This window comes from Novosphingobium oxfordense, from assembly GCF_044029435.1.
Classification (GTDB): Bacteria; Pseudomonadota; Alphaproteobacteria; order Sphingomonadales; family Sphingomonadaceae; genus Novosphingobium.
The window spans coordinates 2,177,233-2,192,653 of the sequence record NZ_CP147005.1 but is presented as its reverse complement, the minus strand read 5'-3'; the positions used below and the strand labels follow the sequence as shown (position 1 = coordinate 2,192,653).

The window sequence follows — 15,421 nt, the reverse complement described above, 5'->3', positions numbered from 1 at the left end:
TCAGCATCATAGACCGGATGCGTGAAGTTCGGGAAGCGGTGCCAGATCGGGCTCGATCCACGCCGCGCGCGCCTCCACGCTCATCAGCTGCGCCTCGCTCCAGTGGGTGAGTAGCCAGGCAGAGCGCCCGAGCGGCGAATCCATGATCGCCCCCAGCACGCGCGACAGTGGCGCATCCGGCCCGTGGCGCGCCAGTTCCAGCGCGGCCACGCGCATAGAGGCCTCGGTGATAGTCGCGTGGAAGCCGCGCGTCGGGCTCTCCGGCACGCCCACGGCGCGGTTGTAGCGACGGATCACCGCCTCGATCCCGCCATGCTCGGCCAGCACGTCAGCATGGCGCAGCAGCCAGAGCGCGACGGCGAAATGCGCCGCGTGGCTCCATTCGGCATAGGGCCATGTGGTGTCGAGAACGCCGTGGGCCACGCGCTCGATCGTCTCGTCATCGAAGGGAGTATCGGTCTTCATCGTTGGGTTTCCTGTGTCTGGAGACCCGGCTCCAACGGCAAGCACGCGGGCCATGGCGCGCCGGCCGAAGGGGCCGGGCCATGTCGCACAAAGGGTTGGTTAGGGTGGTGGCCCTACCTGCCGCGCGCGCATGCCCGGTCGCTTTCGCCTGGGCGGCGATTGCGTTGCGGGATGAGGAGGGCGGTGCTGGCCATGCCGGGGCGATATCACAGCAACGGGCGTTTGACCATCTTACCTAATGTGATACACATAGGATCATAAATCGGGAGATGTTTCGCCGTGCTCAACCCAGTGCCCAATCCTGCCCCTGAGCCCATCACGCCTTACGAAACCGCAGACTGGTACACCGACGTCTCGCTGGTGGACGATCCCCACGCCTATTTCGATTACCTGCGCGCGCAGGGCCCGGTTGTGCGGCTACCCTATCGCAATGCGGTGGCGGTGACGGGTTATGACGAGACGGTGCAGGTCATGCTGGATACCGAGCACTTCTCCTCGATCAACGGCGTCACCGGGCCGCTGGCCGAACTGCCGTTCACCCCGCAGGGCGACGACATTACCGACACGCTGGAGGCGCACCGCAAGCAGATCGCCTTTGCCGATCAGGTGGTGACCGAAAGCGGCGCGCGCCATGCCGATTTGCGCTCGATCCTGGCGCGGCTGTTCACGCCGAGCCGGCTCAAGGAACTTCAGCCCAAGCTGCTGGCCACCGCCGAGGGCCTGATCGATGAGTTCCATCGCGATGGGAAAGTCGATCTCGTGCTGCAATACGGCGGCCCTTACGGCGCGCTGGTGATTTCCGATCTGCTGGGCCTTTCCGAAAAGACGCGCGCGAAGTTCCGCACCCTGTTGGAAGGCGCGATCCCCGTGCCGATGGACGCCAGCGAGGAGGACATGCTGAAGAACCCGCTGGTCGGCGTGGGCAAGGACCTGTTCAAGCTGATCGCCCAGCGCCGTCTGGCGCTGCACCCGCTGATGCGCCCATTGCGCGGGGTGCTGGCTTCGCAGGACATCCTCTCCGAACTGGCGGAGGCGCGCTATCCCGATGGCCGCAAGCCGACCCTGGTGGACCTGACCAGCCTGGCCGCCTTCCTGTTCGGGGCGGGGCAGGACACCACCAACCGTCTGCTCGCCAACGCCTTCAAGGTCATCGCCACGCGGCCCGACATCCAGCAGGAACTGCGCGACCGGCCGGAACGGATCGCCGCGTTCGTGGAGGAAGTGCTGCGTTTCGACGGCTCGGTGAAAAGCGGCGGCCGCATGTGCCAGAAGACCACCACGCTGGGCGGGATGGAGATCAAGGCGGGCACGGCGGTGCTGATGTCGCACATGGCGGCCAACCGCGATCCGGCACGCTTTCCCGATCCCTGCACGTTCGACATGGACCGGCCGAGGATCAAGGAACACCTCGCTTTCGGTCGCGGTGCCCATACCTGCATCGGCGCACCGCTCGCCCGGCGCGAAGTGGTCACCAGCATAGAGCGGCTGCTGGCGCGGATGGGCAATATCCGCCTGTCCCCTGCGCATCACGGGCGGGAGGGAGAATGGCGCTTCCAGTACGAGCCTACGTATGTCCTCCGGGCGCTGGCCAGCCTCCATCTGGAGTTCGATCCGCTGTAGGAGGGGGGCGGTGCCGATTTGAAAGCGCGCATGGGAAGCGCGCATGGGAAGTGCACATGGGAAGGCAACTCTGCGTCCGGCTTTTCTCCTCGCTTCCGCCGGGCTAGGGTCTGCGTGAAAACAGATCCGAAAGGCTTCCCCCCAATGTCCGGCCTGAAATCCGCCACCCGTCTTGCCCTCGTTCCGCTGCTGCTTGCCGCCAGTGCCCTGCAGGCGGCTCCCGCCATGGCGCAGGCGGCCGCGCCTGCCTACGATCTTGCCGCGCAGAAGGCGAAGCTGGCGACCGTGCACATGAAGGTCGACACGCAGTTTCTGACGCCGGAAGAGCGCGACGTCGTCAACATGCTGATCAAGGTTTCGGACCTGTTCAGCGATATCTACCTGCGCCAGCGCTATGTCGAAAATCCGCAGGTCCGTCAGGCGATTTCGATGAACCGCCGGGCGGATCGCGACCTGCTGGTGGAGATGTTCGATCGCAATTTCGGCCCTTGGGACGAACTGGCCGATCTCCACCCGTTCTGGGGCGACAAGCCGATGCCGGAAGGCGCGGGCTTCTATCCGGAAGACCTGACGCGGCAGGAGTTCGAGGCCTATCTCACGGCCCATCCGGACCAGAAGGCAGCGCTCACCAGTGCCTATACCGTGGTGCGCCGCGATGGCGACAAGCTGGTCGCGGTGCCGTACTCGCAGGCCTACAAGCAGTGGCTGGAGCCGGCGGCCAAGCTGCTGGACCAGGCGGCGGCGCGGACCAGCAACGCCAGCCTGAAGAAGTTCCTCAGCCTGCGCGCCAAGGCCCTGCGCACCGACGACTACTTCGAAAGCGAACTGGCGTGGATGGATATCGAGGGCACGCCGATCGAACCGGCGATCGGACCGTACGAGGTCTATACCGACCGCCTGATGGGCGCGAAGGCTTCTTTCGAAAGCTTCGTGACGCTGAAGGACCCCGAGGAATCGGCCAAGCTCGCCAAGTACAAGGCGTTCCTGCGCGACATGGAAGCGAACCTGCCGATCCCCGACGAATACAAGAACTTCCAGCGCGGCTTCGCCAGCCCGATCGCCGTGGCCGAGCAGGTGCGCGGCGGCGGCGACAATGTGCCGGGACCGCAGACCATCGCCTTCAACCTGCCGAATGACGAGCGCGTGCGCGAGGCGAAGGGCGCGAAGAAGGTGATCCTTTCCAACGTGCTGGGCGCCAAGTTCGACCTCATCCTGAAGCCGATGGGGGCGCTGGTGCTGGTGCCCGCGCAGGCCGGGCTGGTCGATCGCAAGTACATGCAGCTGGAAACGCTGTTCCACGAACTGTCCCACAGCCTCGGGCCGGGAACGATCGTGGTCAATGGCGAGAAGACCACGGTGGACAAGGCGCTGAAGGAGCAGAACTCCGCGATCGAGGAAGCCAAGGCCGATGTCGCCGGCGTGTGGGACCTGCTGCTGATGATGCAGAAGGGCGAACTTCCGGTTGCGGAGAAGCCGCAGCTTTTCGCCACCTACATGGTCGGCGTGTTCCGCGCGGTGCGCTTCGGCGCGGTGGAGGCGCATGGCAAGGGCGCGGCGCTGCAATACGGCTATCTGCGCGCCAAGGGGGCCTTCACCTACGACCCGGCGACGCAGCGCTTCACGGTGGACGACGCGAAGATGGAAGCGGGCCTGCGCGATCTGCTGCACGACATGCTGATGCTGCAGGCGCGCGGCGACTATGCCGGCACGATCGCCTTCATGGATCGCTGGGCGAAGCTGGATCCCGATGCGGAGCGCGTGATCAAGGCCATGGGAACGCTGCCCGTGGACATTCGCCCGATCTATCCGGACAGCGTCTGAGCCCTTCCGTCGCTACGGCCGCATCACCACGCGGCCGTAGACGCCGCCGCGCATCATGAAGCTCCAGGCCTCGTCCGCTTCGCACAGGGCGAATTCGTATTCGACGGGGATCTGCAGTTCCCCACGCGCCACGCGCAGCAGGGCTTCGTCGATCAGGCCGTGGATCGAGGGATCGTCCATCGGCGCGGCGGGGGCGATGGGGAGGAGGTCGAACCGCGTGGCCTGATGATCGCTGGCGTGGAAGCTGGCATAGCGGCCGCCGTTGACCACAAGGCGCGAGAGCGTGGCATAGTCGGCATCCAGGCCGGTATCGACGATGATGTCGAAGCCATGGCCCTGCGTTGCGTCGAGGCACGCGGCAATGACATCCTCGTCCCACTTGTCGATCAGGCGTGAGAGGCCGAAGTCGCCCAGGTCGGAGCGGTGCGAGGTATTCGTGGCGATGCCGCTGACCCGCGCCCCGGCCCGCGCGGCCAGTTGCAGGACGATCAGCCCGGTCGCGCTGGTGACGCCGTTGATGAGCACGGTTTGACCGGGCGTTACGCCGTTTTTCCCGAAAAGCGTCGCATGCGCCGAGGCGAAGGCATGGGGAACGGCGGCGGCGAAAGCCGGGTCGATCCCCTCGGGCAAGTGCCAGACCGTCGCTTCGGGAACCGCGAAGAATTCCGCGAAGGCACCGCCGGGATGATGGCCGACCACCCGGTCCCCCACTGCGAAGCGGGTGACTGCGGAACCGGTCGCCTCCACGGTGCCGGCAGCCTGGCAGCCGGGTATCGCGCTGGGTACCGGCGCGGGCAGCGTCACCATCTGGTGAATGTCGACACATTCCAGTGCGGCCAGTTCCACGCGTATGAGCACGGTATCGGCAGCAATGGCCGGGCGCGGCGCAGCAGCATAGCGGAGGGCGATTCTGCCATTGCCGCCATGCTGGAAAACCGCGTTCAACGTATGCCTCTGGTCATGGCTGGGGGGATGTCGGTCGCGAATATGGTATACGCCCCTTCGTGTCCATACAAAGGGTTGCGTCTTTCGTATGAAGGAACTTGCGCGGCGCCGATCATTCCGCAAGCTTCACCGTGGCGATGCCGCTTCCCCGTACCGGCAGGTAAAGGCCCTGTCCCGCCGCGCGGATCGTGCCGGTGTGCGCCTCCGTGACTTCGGCACGGATCAGCAGCTTGCCTGCCCGCTTTTCGGCAATCGCGCGGTGGATCTTGCCGAGCAGGTCCTGGAAATCCTTCTCGAAGTTCTGCCCCAGCGCATCCGCCAGCGTTGCGGAAAGTTCGGGTGCATTGGCGAATCCCAGCAGCAGCTTGCTGCCCACCATGTCGGTGCCGCCGCCGACATGAAGCTCGGTGAATTCCACCTTGCGGGAATCGGGCTGGTTGGACGGCTTGGCGGTCAGCCAGACCGTGCCGCTGGACTTTTTCAGGTAGCCCTTCGCTCCCCAGACCGAAAGCTCGATACCCACCGCGATCCGCCCGCCAGTGGTGCCGTAGATGGTCGCCTTGCGGAATTCCGCGTGAAGGGTGCCGAGGTCGGAAACCACGAAAGGCCGCTGCTGGCGCTTGACCAACGCCTTCAGCAGCACCGGCTCCAGCTCCCGATAGTCCGCGATTACCGGGATGAAGAAGGCGATGCGCCCGGCCTCTCCGTTCATCCGGCGCAGCGCGGGCAGGGCCGTGGGCGCCGGATCGGCAGGCCGGTCGCCCACGAAGGTCTCGGTCAGCGCCTTGAGGCCAAGCCGCAGCTGGACGCGATGGCCCGATAGCATGTAGCCGCCATACTGCACTTCCTGCGGAGTGATCCGCATCCACACCGGCGGGTTGCGGTGGTTCAGCTCCAGAGAGGTGAACGCGGCGGCCCAGGCCTTCTCGATCGTCGGCCGCACCGAGATTTTCGCCAGTTCCGCGCCCAGCTGCCGTTCCAGCCCCGCGACGATCGGGGCCAGCTTCTTGTCCGCCGGTTTGGAAAGATCGATCCGGCGGCCGAGGAAGTCGAGATGGGGGCTGTCGATCCAGCGATAGGTGATGGTCACCTTGCCGCGCAGTTTCCAGTCGGGCGTCATGTCGAGGCTGACCCGCGCTCTCGCTTCGGCCCGCGCGTTTGCAGTCTCGCGCTTAAGCACGCCGCCGATGTCGCGCGCCTGGACTTGGGCGGTGATCGGCATGGTGAAGACCACCTCGCGCCCGGTGCCGGTGAAGCGCAGGGGGCCGCGCCGCGCCTCTCCGACGATGTCGCACTTGATCTTGGGGGTCTTCAGCTTGACGAAGGCAAGCTTCACCTTCTTCGAGGGGAGGCATTCCAGGCCGGTCTCGTCGATGGACCATAGCGTGCGGGGGATTTCCCGCTCCAGCGCGGGGCCCAGCGCGGAGATATCGGCATCGACGGGCACCGTCAGCAGCGAGGCTTGCGGTTCGATCACGATGGCGTCGTTGGCGCGCGGGGGCGGCGCTTCCTCGGCCTGGCGATGGCATCCGGCCGGCATCAGTGCCAGCAGGATGAGGGCGGAGGAAATGCGTCCTGGCTTCATCTCACCTCGGGTCGGGCCTCGGTTCCGTCCAGCCATGAATAAGCGAGAAGCGGGGGTGGTTCCAGCGCCGCGGCATCGGGTTTTCCCGCCTTCCGCATCGGATGGAGGTGAAAACGCCGGGAGGAAATCCCGCGTCCCGCCTCCCTCAGGTGGCGAAAAGCTGGCCGAGGTCGGCAAAGGCCTTCATCTCGATGGCATTGCCCGAAGGATCGCGGAAGAACATGGTTGCCTGCTCACCCGCCTGTCCGGCGAAGCGGATATAGGGCTCTATGCCGAAGCTGACGCCGGCTTCGCGCAGACGCAATGCCAGATCCTCCCAATCCTCCATGGCCAGCACCACGCCGAAATGCGGCACCGGCACGCCATGGCCGTCGACCGGGTTGGAGGCGCTGTCTCCGCGCGCCATGTCCGGCACGAGATGGGTGACGATCTGGTGCCCGTAGAAGTCGAAATCGACCCAATGCGCGCTGCTGCGCCCTTCGCGGCAGCCCATCAGGCCGCCCCAGAAGGCCCGTGCGGCATCAAGGTCGTGGACAGGGAAGGCGAGGTGGAAGGGGCGCAAGCTCATGCTGCCGGGCTTACCTGCGATTGCTGGTGCCTGTCACGGCAAATGGGAAAAGGGGGACGGGCGCGTCCCCCGAGGGGGCGGCGCGGGTACGATGCCCCGGCGCCGCGAAGGCCGCCGCCTGCCGTTCGTTTGAACGGCTCTCAGCGGCAGCGTGAATAGTCGCCGGCGCGGCAGGCCGCGACATCGCGCCGCCACCGGGCAAGGTCGGCGTCGTACTGGCGGCGCGCCTCGGCATAATTGCGTGCATCGCTGTCGTCACCGCCGCGCTCCTCGCCGCGCTGCCCCTTGTAGGCTTTCCAACCCTCGGCATATTGCGCGTCGCGCTTGCGGACAGAGGCGAGCTGGTCCTGGTTGAGCTTGCGGATGATGGCGCGATCGCGCGCAATGGCCTGCGGCGTCATCGTCGGGTCGCTGGGATCGTCGGCATGCGCCGGACCGGCGGCCAGGATTCCACAAGCGAAAGCCGGCGCGCTCAGCGCCAGAAGGATACGCGACCCCCTCATCAAATTCTCCATCCCTGAGGTGTTGTTGGCGAAGCTCTGACGCGGGCGGGAAACGCGCGCAAAGGCTATGCGACGAACGGTGGAGTGCGGGGGTGGAGTGTGCCGCGTCTGCGGCGAGAGGAGGTGTTCAGCGGGAACCGGGGCCCGAACCGGGATCGCCGCCCACGGGGAGGGAGCGGCGATCCCGTCGTCGGTCCGGTTCGTCAGCGCGCGCGATGTTGGGAGGTATCGCGGGCAACGGCCAGGACCGCCACGCGCCCGTCCCGATCACGATCGGCGAGCACGGTATCGCGGGTGGCGAAGGCCTGCCGGGTGCTTTCGTCACGGCAGTTGCGCATGTCGGCATAGGCAGGCAGGTCGCGGATGTCGGCGGTGCCGCAGACATGGCCCACGGCCGTTTCGATGCGCGCATCCAGTTGCGCGCGTCCCTGCGGCGAATCCAGGTCAAGATCGGTGTAGAAGACTTGCTCGGTCGGCCGGTTTCCATCGACCATGGTTACGGCCTCGGTTCCGCCATCGTCTGATGGACGGGCGACCGCCTGTGAGGGAATGGCCAGCGCGGCGCAAAGCAGCGCAAACGGGGCAGCGAAAGTCACGGTATTGCGAATGTCGATATGCGTCATGCTCGTATCTCCGGTCGGTCCGGGCAGGGCCCGGCGCGGTGGTTGAAGTCGAGCGACCCTGTCGGCGCCGCCTGCGGGAGCCGCAGGCGCGTTCCCGCTTATCGTGTCGTTGTATCTGTCTTTGGGGGCGGTCCCGTATGCTAACCGCCTTGCCATTCTTTCCGGATATTGCGCCTTCCGCTTCTTCGGCAGGAGGGCAAAGACAAATTTCTTCCGTACCGGTGTTCCGTGGAACAGCCGTTTTAACAGTCTATTTCCAGTTGTTGAAATATAGATATCACGTAAGAAAAGTTATCATGAGGTGTTGATAAGTAATTTCAACGATCGGCGATTCCTGTACGTGGCCGTTTGCCATCATGGCGGAGGGCTTGCCGAAAGTTCCAATCCGCCCTGATTTTGATGCGCCCCACCGGCCCGGCCGAAGCCGGGCTTTGGAGGCAACAGTCACCGCCGGGCGAACACGGCCAGCGTCTGCGGCATGGCGGAAGCGGCCAGGGTCTGACCCTGAGCGCGTGCCGCCAGATACTGCGCGAAGACCTGATCGCGCGCGGCATAGGCGCGTTGGCTGGAATCGTCGCGGCAGCCCATCATCGATGCGAACTCGTCAAGGTCGCGCACGTCCACGTTCTTTCCGCAGACGGTGCGAACCGCGGAATCCAGCCGTGTTGTCAGGTGATCGCGCCCGGCCTGGGTCTCGAGGTTGAGATCGTCGTAACGGACCAGAACGCGCGGCACGCTTGGATCGATGACCGGATTCTTGACGACGACTTCGTCGGCCACGGCCGATGCGGCAAAGCCAAGCGTGGCTCCGGCCAGGATGGCGGCGGCTATCATGGAATTCCTGGACATTTCGGGTACTCCTCCTTCAAGGACGCAGCCCGTCGCCCGCGAAACCTCCCGTTCCGCGATACCGAACGCACTGCGACGACCCTGTGCGGTCTGAAAATGTGCGGTTTTTTAAAAGAATCCCTCTCTTGCAGGCACTTGGCGCGCGCCTGCCTCGCGGTAATCCCCACAGTCAATTCTATCGATACTATAAGGCGTTAAACCCGCTACGGTGGCCCTGGCTGATCTTCGGAGCCGGTCATCTACTCTTTCACAGAGAGATCGGCATTAAAGCAAAGGGCGAGTCCATACTTTTATCGGGCAGTGTCGTTATTGCGCATTAGTATGGCATTTTCAAGTCTGCAAACTAACGGATCGGTGAACGGCATTTGTCGGCCGATAGACGACATCGGTTCCCCGACGAACGGCATGTGGTGGATTTTTGCGCCTGCGTTGCAATCGGGGCGGGCGTTCCCACATGGCTTTCCGGAATTGCGGCCTGCCATGCGCCTTGCCTTGCGCATTGCGAACAAATCTGGAACATACGTCCCCCATGAGTCTCTCCCACATCACCGTCCGCGGCGCCCGTGAGCACAATCTCAAGGGTTTCGACATCGAACTCCCGCGTGAGAAGCTGATCGTCATCACCGGCCTCTCGGGCTCGGGCAAATCCAGCCTTGCGTTCGACACGATCTATGCGGAAGGCCAGCGCCGCTATGTCGAGAGTCTCTCGGCCTATGCGCGCCAGTTCCTGGAGATGATGCAGAAGCCGGACGTCGAGCATATCGACGGCCTCAGCCCCGCGATCTCGATCGAGCAGAAGACTACCAGTCGCAACCCGCGCTCCACCGTGGCGACCGTGACGGAGATCTGGGACTACATGCGCCTGCTCTGGGCACGCGTGGGCATTCCCTATTCGCCCGCCACCGGGCTTCCGATCGAGGCGCAGACCGTCTCCAACATGGTCGACCGGGTGATGGAACTGCCCGAAGGCACCCGCGCCTACCTGCTCGCGCCGGTCGTGCGCGGCCGCAAGGGCGAGTACCGCAAGGAATTGGCCGAGTGGCAGAAGGCCGGCTACACCCGCGTCCGCATCGACGGCGAACTCTACGCCATCGAGGACGCCCCCGCGCTCGACAAGAAGTACAAGCACGACATCGAAGTCGTGGTGGACCGCATCGCGGTGAAGGACGGCATCCAGACCCGCCTGGCCGACAGCTTCGAACAGGCGCTGAAGCTGGCCGAGGGGCTGGCCTATATCGACCTTGCCGACGGTGTCGTGCCGGGCCGTGAGAGCGAAGGGAAGGGCAAGAAGAACCTCAAGGGCGCCGGCCTGCCGCCCAACCGCATCGTCTTCTCCGAAAAGTTCGCCTGCCCGGTCAGCGGCTTCACGATCGAGGAGATCGAGCCGCGCCTGTTCTCGTTCAACGCGCCGCAGGGTGCGTGCCCGGCCTGCGACGGCCTGGGTGAGAAGCTGCTGTTCGACCCGCAACTGGTGGTCCCGAACGAGCATCTCAGCCTCAAGCAGGGCGCGATCGTGCCCTGGGCCAAGTCAAACCCGCCTTCGCCTTACTACATGCAGGTGCTCTCCAGCCTGGCCGAACACTTCGGGTTCGACCTCACCACGCCGTGGGACGCACTGCAGACCGAGCTGAAGATCGTCATCCTCTACGGCACCGGCGGCAAGGCCGTGCCGCTGACGTTCAAGGACGGCAAGAAGGAATACACCGTCAACAAGCCGTTCGAAGGCGTGATCGGCAACCTCAACCGCCGCATGATCCAGACGGACAGCGCCTGGATGCGCGAGGAACTGTCCAAGTTCCAGACCGCGCAGCCCTGCGAAACGTGCGAGGGCAAGCGCCTCAAGCCCGAGGCGCTCTCGGTTAAGATCGCCGGCAGCGACATTGCCGATGCCGCGCGCCTTTCCGTGGCGGACGGCTTCGCGTGGTTCGGGGAGCTTGAGGGCAAGCTGACCAGCCAGCAGCAGCAGATCGCCAAGGCCATCCTCAAGGAAATCAACGAGCGGCTGGGCTTCCTCAACAACGTCGGGCTTGATTACCTCAACCTCGACCGTACCAGCGGCACGCTGTCAGGCGGTGAGAGCCAGCGCATCCGCCTGGCCAGCCAGATCGGCTCGGGCCTGTCGGGCGTGCTCTACGTGCTCGACGAACCCTCGATCGGCCTCCACCAGCGCGATAACGACATGCTGCTGGAAACGCTGAAGCGCCTGCGCGACCTGGGCAACACCGTGATCGTCGTCGAACATGACGAGGACGCGATCCGCACGGCAGACCACATTGTTGACCTTGGCCCCGGCGCCGGCGTCCATGGCGGCGAAGTCGTGGCCGAAGGCACGCTGAAGCAAGTGCTGAAGAGCAAGAACAGCCTCACCGCCGCCTACCTCAACGGCACCCGCAAGATCGAGGTGCCGACCGAGCGCCGCAAGGGCAACGGCAAGAAGATCGTGGTGGAGAACGCCCGCGCCAACAACTTGCGAAACGTCACGGCGGAATTCCCGCTCGGCACGTTCTGCTGCGTCACCGGCGTGTCCGGATCGGGCAAAAGCTCGCTCACCATCGATACGCTACAGGCCGGCGCCGCGCGTCAGCTGAACGGCGCGCGCGTGGTCGCCGGGGCGCATGACCGGATCACCGGGCTCGAAAACTGCGACAAGGTGATCGAGATCGACCAGTCCCCGATCGGCCGCACCCCGCGCTCCAACCCCGCCACCTACACCGGCGCCTTCACCCAGATCCGCGACTGGTTCGCCGGCCTGCCGGAATCCGAGGCGCGCGGCTACAAGGCCGGGCGCTTCAGCTTCAACGTCAAGGGCGGCCGGTGCGAGGCGTGCCAGGGCGACGGCCTGATCAAGATCGAGATGCACTTCCTGCCCGACGTCTACGTCACGTGTGAGGAATGCCACGGCAAGCGCTACAACCGCGAAACGCTGGAAGTGAAGTTCAAGGGCCACTCCATCGCCGACGTGCTGGACATGACGATCGAGGACGCGGAGGAGTTCTTCAAGGCCGTGCCCCCGATCCGCGACAAGATGCACATGCTGAACGAAGTCGGCCTCGGCTACGTCAAGGTTGGCCAGCAGGCGACCACGCTGTCCGGCGGTGAGGCGCAGCGCGTGAAGCTCGCCAAGGAACTAGCTCGCCGCTCCACCGGGCAGACGCTCTATATTCTGGACGAGCCGACCACCGGCCTCCACTTCGAGGACGTGCGCAAGCTGCTGGAAGTGCTCCACCGCTTGGTAGAGCAGGGCAATTCGGTGGTGGTGATCGAGCACAACCTCGATGTCATCAAGACCGCCGACTGGATCATCGACATGGGCCCAGAAGGCGGCGTCCGTGGCGGTCAGGTGATTGCAGAGGGCACGCCGGAGGATATCGTGAAGGAGAAGAAGTCCTTCACCGGGCACTATCTGAAGCCGCTTCTGGGGAAGTGATTGTGGCAGGCTGGCGCGCGCAGTTCGAGGATGCCCTGCGCGTTCTCGCGCGTGTCAGCATGGCCATGGACGAGGCGGGTCATCGCCCACCGATCCTGGTCGGTGGCGCAGCGGTGGAGGTCTACACCCAAGGGCAGATCGCCACGGGCGACTTCGATTTGATTTGCGGCCGGCAGGACCTGCTGGAAGGCGTCTTGGCGCGTTTTGGTTTCGAGCGTCCCTCCGGCCCCGGCAAAAGCACACGCGGCTGGATACATCCGCAGTTGGGTATGGGTTTCGAGGTCGTATCCGACACGTTGCTGGGCGGCCTAGCGGATCGCGCCATGGTGCGCGTGCTGGAACTGGGCGAGGATGGTGCGGTTGCGATTATCGCGCCCGAGGACATCATTGCCGACCGAATGGGGCAATACGCCTCTGGCAGTGCGCCGGAAATGCTGGGGCAGGCCCGCGCACTCTACGCGCTTTGCGACGGTCTGGACATGGCCTATATGGAAAGGCGGATTTCAGAGGAAACAGTAGGCAGGTATGGCCTTCAAGACCTTGCAGACGAAGCGTGAGCCGCTGACGCTCGAAGCTCTGGCGCAGACCATCGCCTGCCGTCGCGTCAGTGCGCCTGAAATCCGCGTTCCCCGCAATAATGGCAAGCGTCGGACTGCATCGAAGCAAGCGCTGCTTGATGAAATCGCGAAGACCGGCGCTGATTGGTAGCTGACGGCGAACCCTGCTCCACCCTTTTGGCGAGCAGGGCAATTTGGTGGCGGTGGTGATCGAGCGCAACCTCGATGCCATCAAGGCCGTCGACTGGATCATCGTCGTGGGGCCAGAGGGCTGCGTCCGTGGCGGTCAGGTGATTGTGGAGGATATTGTGAAGGTGAAGAAGTCCTTCACCGGGCATTATCTGAAAGCCGTTCTTGAGGCGGGGAAGTGAGGCCGGCTTGAGTTCCGATTTTAGCTGTAATTCTGAAATTTCTCCCTGGCTGTGCGTCGCCGTTATTCGAAATACTCCGCAGGAGAAGCTGGAAAATCTCCGTTATAGCCTTTTTAAAGGTTAAATAATTTTCATCGACATGACTTCGAAGTGTCTTGATGCCTTGATGGTGGTGTGCTTTCGATCTCCGTTGAGAATTTGCAATTTTTGCAGAATCGGCGATTTTCGTAATTAAGCTTCGTAGGTTCCTATGCTGGTAGTAAATTTACCTCAGAATTTTCAGATGAATGCAGTAAGTAAATTTACTTCTCAAATAGTGGGGTTTAGCGGGGAACCTTTGGATGATGTCGTCGTATTTGATTTTGAAAAATTAAATTTTATTGACGGTAACGGTTATACTGTACTTTCTAATTCTATTGGATGGCTTGCCAGTAAAGGGGTGGAAGTTAGATTTAGGAGATTTAATCACCCAAACAATCATGCTGTGCAATATCTTGATGATTGCGGATTTTTCCTGAAATATGCGAAATGTCAGGTGCGGTCGAGTGCGAAAGTTAGAGATACCACTGTTCCTTGCATTCATATTCAGCAGCAGCAGTCATTTTCGTGGGTTGAGAGAAGGTTGAGTCCATGGCTGGAGTGGACTCTTGGTGTTGGATATGGGCAAGTTGCTAGTATAAGGACGTGTGTAAAAGAGGTTTTGAATAATATTGCTGATCATTCGAAGGTTAGTACGGGATTTGTCCATGCCCAACATTATCCAAATACTAAAAATATAAAAATAATAACGTCGGATTTTGGGGAGGGGATTCCAAATACGATACGCAATCGTTACGGTCCGATGTCTGATTTTGAGGCAATTCTGCATGCCACAAAGAATGGCGTAACCGCGCAGAGCCAGCCTAACAACATGGGGGCAGGCTTAAGCTATCTCGTTGACACCGTGCTGGCCAATGGCGGCGTCGTGCGTCTTCATTCTCTGACTGGAAATCTCACTTGTCGTTGTGATAATCGTGGCAGGATGCAGCAGCACAGAGGACGCGGTTCGGGGCTTTATCCCGGCACTCTAATCGAAATTGAGTTAGATACACGTCTCTTCGTCGGTGATGACGATGATAGGGCAGACTTCGAATGGTAATACGCATTCTGAACATCGTAGGGGCTTGCAATACGTCTGCAGAAGGCGCGATGGTGGCTGACGCCGTCCGTGAGGCTTTAAAGAATAATGATGTAGTGAAATTGTCATTTTCTGGAATATCGGATGTTCCGTCATCTTTCGTGAATGCATCAGTTGTGGCGCTCTTTAGGGAATTTTCCCGTGAAGAGTTGTCGGCGCGGTTGGTCATAACTGATGTGACATCTCAGATTGCGGGGATGATCCGCCGGTGCCTGGATAATAGCCAGTCGAATTCGCGAGGATTTTGAAGCGATAGCATCGCCGCTGAGCGTCTTTTGGCTCTGTGATGGGGCGTCGCTCCGCACTTCGTCTTGGCGGCATTTTCCTACACATCCCCACATGCGATAAATGATCCGGTTCACCCCGGCGCGGCTGCGTCGGGGCCTTGGCTCCAGTCTTGGGGGTGAACCATGTCCGACCATTCAAAATCTTCGTATCCCACCGCTGCCGGGCGGGGGTGGATTCCTGCTTCTCGCGATATCGGGTTGCCGGGGGAGTCCTTTCCGAGAACTCGGCGCTTGGTTGAGGGCGATCCCAGCTTTCGCTGGGATGACGGGGAAGGCTGGTCTGGCCGGGAGGCTTGGTCTGACGGAGGCGGCGGCGCTGACGGGAAGGGCTGGTCAGACGGAAGGTGCCAGTCTCGTGGCGAGGGCTGGGCCGATGGTGAGGGGTTGGGCGGCGGCGGCTGTCTAGGCGGCGGTGTTAGTGTTGGTGACGCTGGGAGCGATTACGGCGCTGAGGCTCGGGGCAACGATTTTGCCAGCGGGCAGGGCGCTTCGGGGTTGTCGGGCGCTCACGGAAGGTTTGGGGAGCGCGAGGGCGATGGCCCTCGCATTTTGGCTTCTTCTTCGGGGGCTGTCGATCTGCCGTTTGGGGATGGGGCGAGTCCCCTCCACCATCCTGCGGATGG

Annotated in this window: 15 protein-coding genes; 8 read left to right on the top strand and 7 right to left on the bottom strand. The window is 62.8% G+C overall.

The window, feature by feature from the left end:
* Positions 1-6 precede the first annotated feature (6 nt).
* Complete coding sequence (locus tag WBP07_RS10195; protein ID WP_395390931.1) at positions 7-465, bottom strand: hypothetical protein; 459 nt, start codon at positions 463-465, stop codon at positions 7-9.
* 279 nt (positions 466-744) lie between these two features.
* Here WBP07_RS10195 and WBP07_RS10190 point away from each other — a divergent pair, with 279 nt between their 5' ends.
* Both WBP07_RS10190 and WBP07_RS10185 read left to right on the top strand, forming a co-directional pair.
* A complete protein-coding gene (locus WBP07_RS10190; protein WP_395390929.1) occupies positions 745-2,085 on the top strand; it encodes a cytochrome P450 in 1,341 nt (446 codons plus the stop codon).
* 144 nt (positions 2,086-2,229) lie between these two features.
* The gene (locus WBP07_RS10185) at positions 2,230-3,906 is read left to right on the top strand and encodes a hypothetical protein (RefSeq protein ID WP_395390928.1); all 1,677 of its coding nucleotides are present in this window, start codon (positions 2,230-2,232) and stop codon (positions 3,904-3,906) included.
* A 12-nt stretch (positions 3,907-3,918) separates the two neighbouring features.
* On the opposite strand, the gene WBP07_RS10180 is transcribed toward WBP07_RS10185, so the two are convergent.
* The 6 genes from WBP07_RS10180 to WBP07_RS10155 all read right to left on the bottom strand — a co-directional run bounded on the left by WBP07_RS10180 (position 3,919) and on the right by WBP07_RS10155 (position 8,979).
* Positions 3,919-4,851: a zinc-binding alcohol dehydrogenase family protein gene (locus WBP07_RS10180; protein ID WP_395390927.1), complete on the bottom strand. Its 933-nt coding sequence runs from the start codon at positions 4,849-4,851 to the stop codon at positions 3,919-3,921.
* Between the two features lie 112 nt (positions 4,852-4,963).
* Positions 4,964-6,436 (bottom strand): DUF4403 family protein, encoded by a 1,473-nt coding sequence (locus WBP07_RS10175; protein WP_395390926.1) that lies wholly within the window; start codon positions 6,434-6,436, stop codon positions 4,964-4,966.
* Positions 6,437-6,581: 145 nt separating this feature from the next.
* Positions 6,582-7,004, bottom strand: coding sequence for a VOC family protein (locus WBP07_RS10170; protein ID WP_395390925.1), 423 nt, complete (start codon positions 7,002-7,004; stop codon positions 6,582-6,584).
* Between the two features lie 140 nt (positions 7,005-7,144).
* Positions 7,145-7,507, bottom strand: a complete 363-nt coding sequence (locus WBP07_RS10165) for a hypothetical protein (protein WP_395390924.1) — start codon at positions 7,505-7,507, stop codon at positions 7,145-7,147.
* A gap of 203 nt (positions 7,508-7,710) precedes the next feature.
* On the bottom strand, positions 7,711-8,130 hold the full coding sequence (locus WBP07_RS10160; protein WP_395390923.1) for a UrcA family protein: 420 nt from the start codon (positions 8,128-8,130) through the stop codon (positions 7,711-7,713).
* A gap of 444 nt (positions 8,131-8,574) precedes the next feature.
* Positions 8,575-8,979 (bottom strand): UrcA family protein, encoded by a 405-nt coding sequence (locus tag WBP07_RS10155; RefSeq protein ID WP_395390922.1) that lies wholly within the window; start codon positions 8,977-8,979, stop codon positions 8,575-8,577.
* Positions 8,980-9,508: 529 nt separating this feature from the next.
* Here WBP07_RS10155 and uvrA point away from each other — a divergent pair.
* The 6 genes from uvrA (at position 9,509) to WBP07_RS10125 (ending at position 14,759) form a co-directional block, all read left to right on the top strand.
* Positions 9,509-12,406 carry an excinuclease ABC subunit UvrA gene (gene uvrA / locus WBP07_RS10150; RefSeq protein WP_395390921.1) on the top strand — a complete coding sequence of 966 codons (2,898 nt, stop codon included), beginning with the start codon at positions 9,509-9,511 and terminating at the stop codon, positions 12,404-12,406.
* 2 nt (positions 12,407-12,408) lie between these two features.
* Positions 12,409-12,963 (top strand): hypothetical protein, encoded by a 555-nt coding sequence (locus WBP07_RS10145; RefSeq protein ID WP_395390919.1) that lies wholly within the window; start codon positions 12,409-12,411, stop codon positions 12,961-12,963.
* Positions 12,932-13,114, top strand: a complete 183-nt coding sequence (locus tag WBP07_RS10140; protein WP_395390917.1) for a hypothetical protein — start codon at positions 12,932-12,934, stop codon at positions 13,112-13,114. The genes WBP07_RS10145 and WBP07_RS10140 overlap by 32 nt, the downstream gene beginning before the upstream one ends.
* A gap of 46 nt (positions 13,115-13,160) precedes the next feature.
* Positions 13,161-13,334, top strand: coding sequence for a hypothetical protein (locus tag WBP07_RS10135; RefSeq protein ID WP_395390915.1), 174 nt, complete (start codon positions 13,161-13,163; stop codon positions 13,332-13,334).
* A 250-nt stretch (positions 13,335-13,584) separates the two neighbouring features.
* Complete coding sequence (locus WBP07_RS10130; protein WP_395390914.1) at positions 13,585-14,472, top strand: hypothetical protein; 888 nt, start codon at positions 13,585-13,587, stop codon at positions 14,470-14,472.
* Entirely contained in the window at positions 14,466-14,759 is a 294-nt protein-coding gene (locus WBP07_RS10125) for an STAS-like domain-containing protein (RefSeq protein WP_395390913.1), read from the top strand. The genes WBP07_RS10130 and WBP07_RS10125 overlap by 7 nt, the downstream gene beginning before the upstream one ends.
* The last annotated feature ends 662 nt before the right edge of the window (positions 14,760-15,421 follow it).

Bases quoted from the DNA above. Each gene is read 5' to 3' on its own strand.
- WBP07_RS10185 (WP_395390928.1), top strand. From the start codon at position 2,230: ATGTCCGGCCTGAAATCCGCCACCCGTCTTGCCCTCGTTCCGCTGCTG.
- uvrA (WP_395390921.1), top strand. From the start codon at position 9,509: ATGAGTCTCTCCCACATCACCGTCCGCGGCGCCCGTGAGCACAATCTC.
- WBP07_RS10165 (WP_395390924.1), bottom strand. From the start codon at position 7,507: ATGAGGGGGTCGCGTATCCTTCTGGCGCTGAGCGCGCCGGCTTTCGCT.
- WBP07_RS10160 (WP_395390923.1), bottom strand. From the start codon at position 8,130: ATGACGCATATCGACATTCGCAATACCGTGACTTTCGCTGCCCCGTTT.
- WBP07_RS10170 (WP_395390925.1), bottom strand. From the start codon at position 7,004: ATGAGCTTGCGCCCCTTCCACCTCGCCTTCCCTGTCCACGACCTTGAT.
- WBP07_RS10125 (WP_395390913.1), top strand. From the start codon at position 14,466: ATGGTAATACGCATTCTGAACATCGTAGGGGCTTGCAATACGTCTGCA.
- WBP07_RS10140 (WP_395390917.1), top strand. From the start codon at position 12,932: ATGGCCTTCAAGACCTTGCAGACGAAGCGTGAGCCGCTGACGCTCGAA.
- WBP07_RS10195 (WP_395390931.1), bottom strand. From the start codon at position 465: ATGAAGACCGATACTCCCTTCGATGACGAGACGATCGAGCGCGTGGCC.
- WBP07_RS10175 (WP_395390926.1), bottom strand. From the start codon at position 6,436: ATGAAGCCAGGACGCATTTCCTCCGCCCTCATCCTGCTGGCACTGATG.
- WBP07_RS10130 (WP_395390914.1), top strand. From the start codon at position 13,585: ATGCTGGTAGTAAATTTACCTCAGAATTTTCAGATGAATGCAGTAAGT.
- WBP07_RS10155 (WP_395390922.1), bottom strand. From the start codon at position 8,979: ATGTCCAGGAATTCCATGATAGCCGCCGCCATCCTGGCCGGAGCCACG.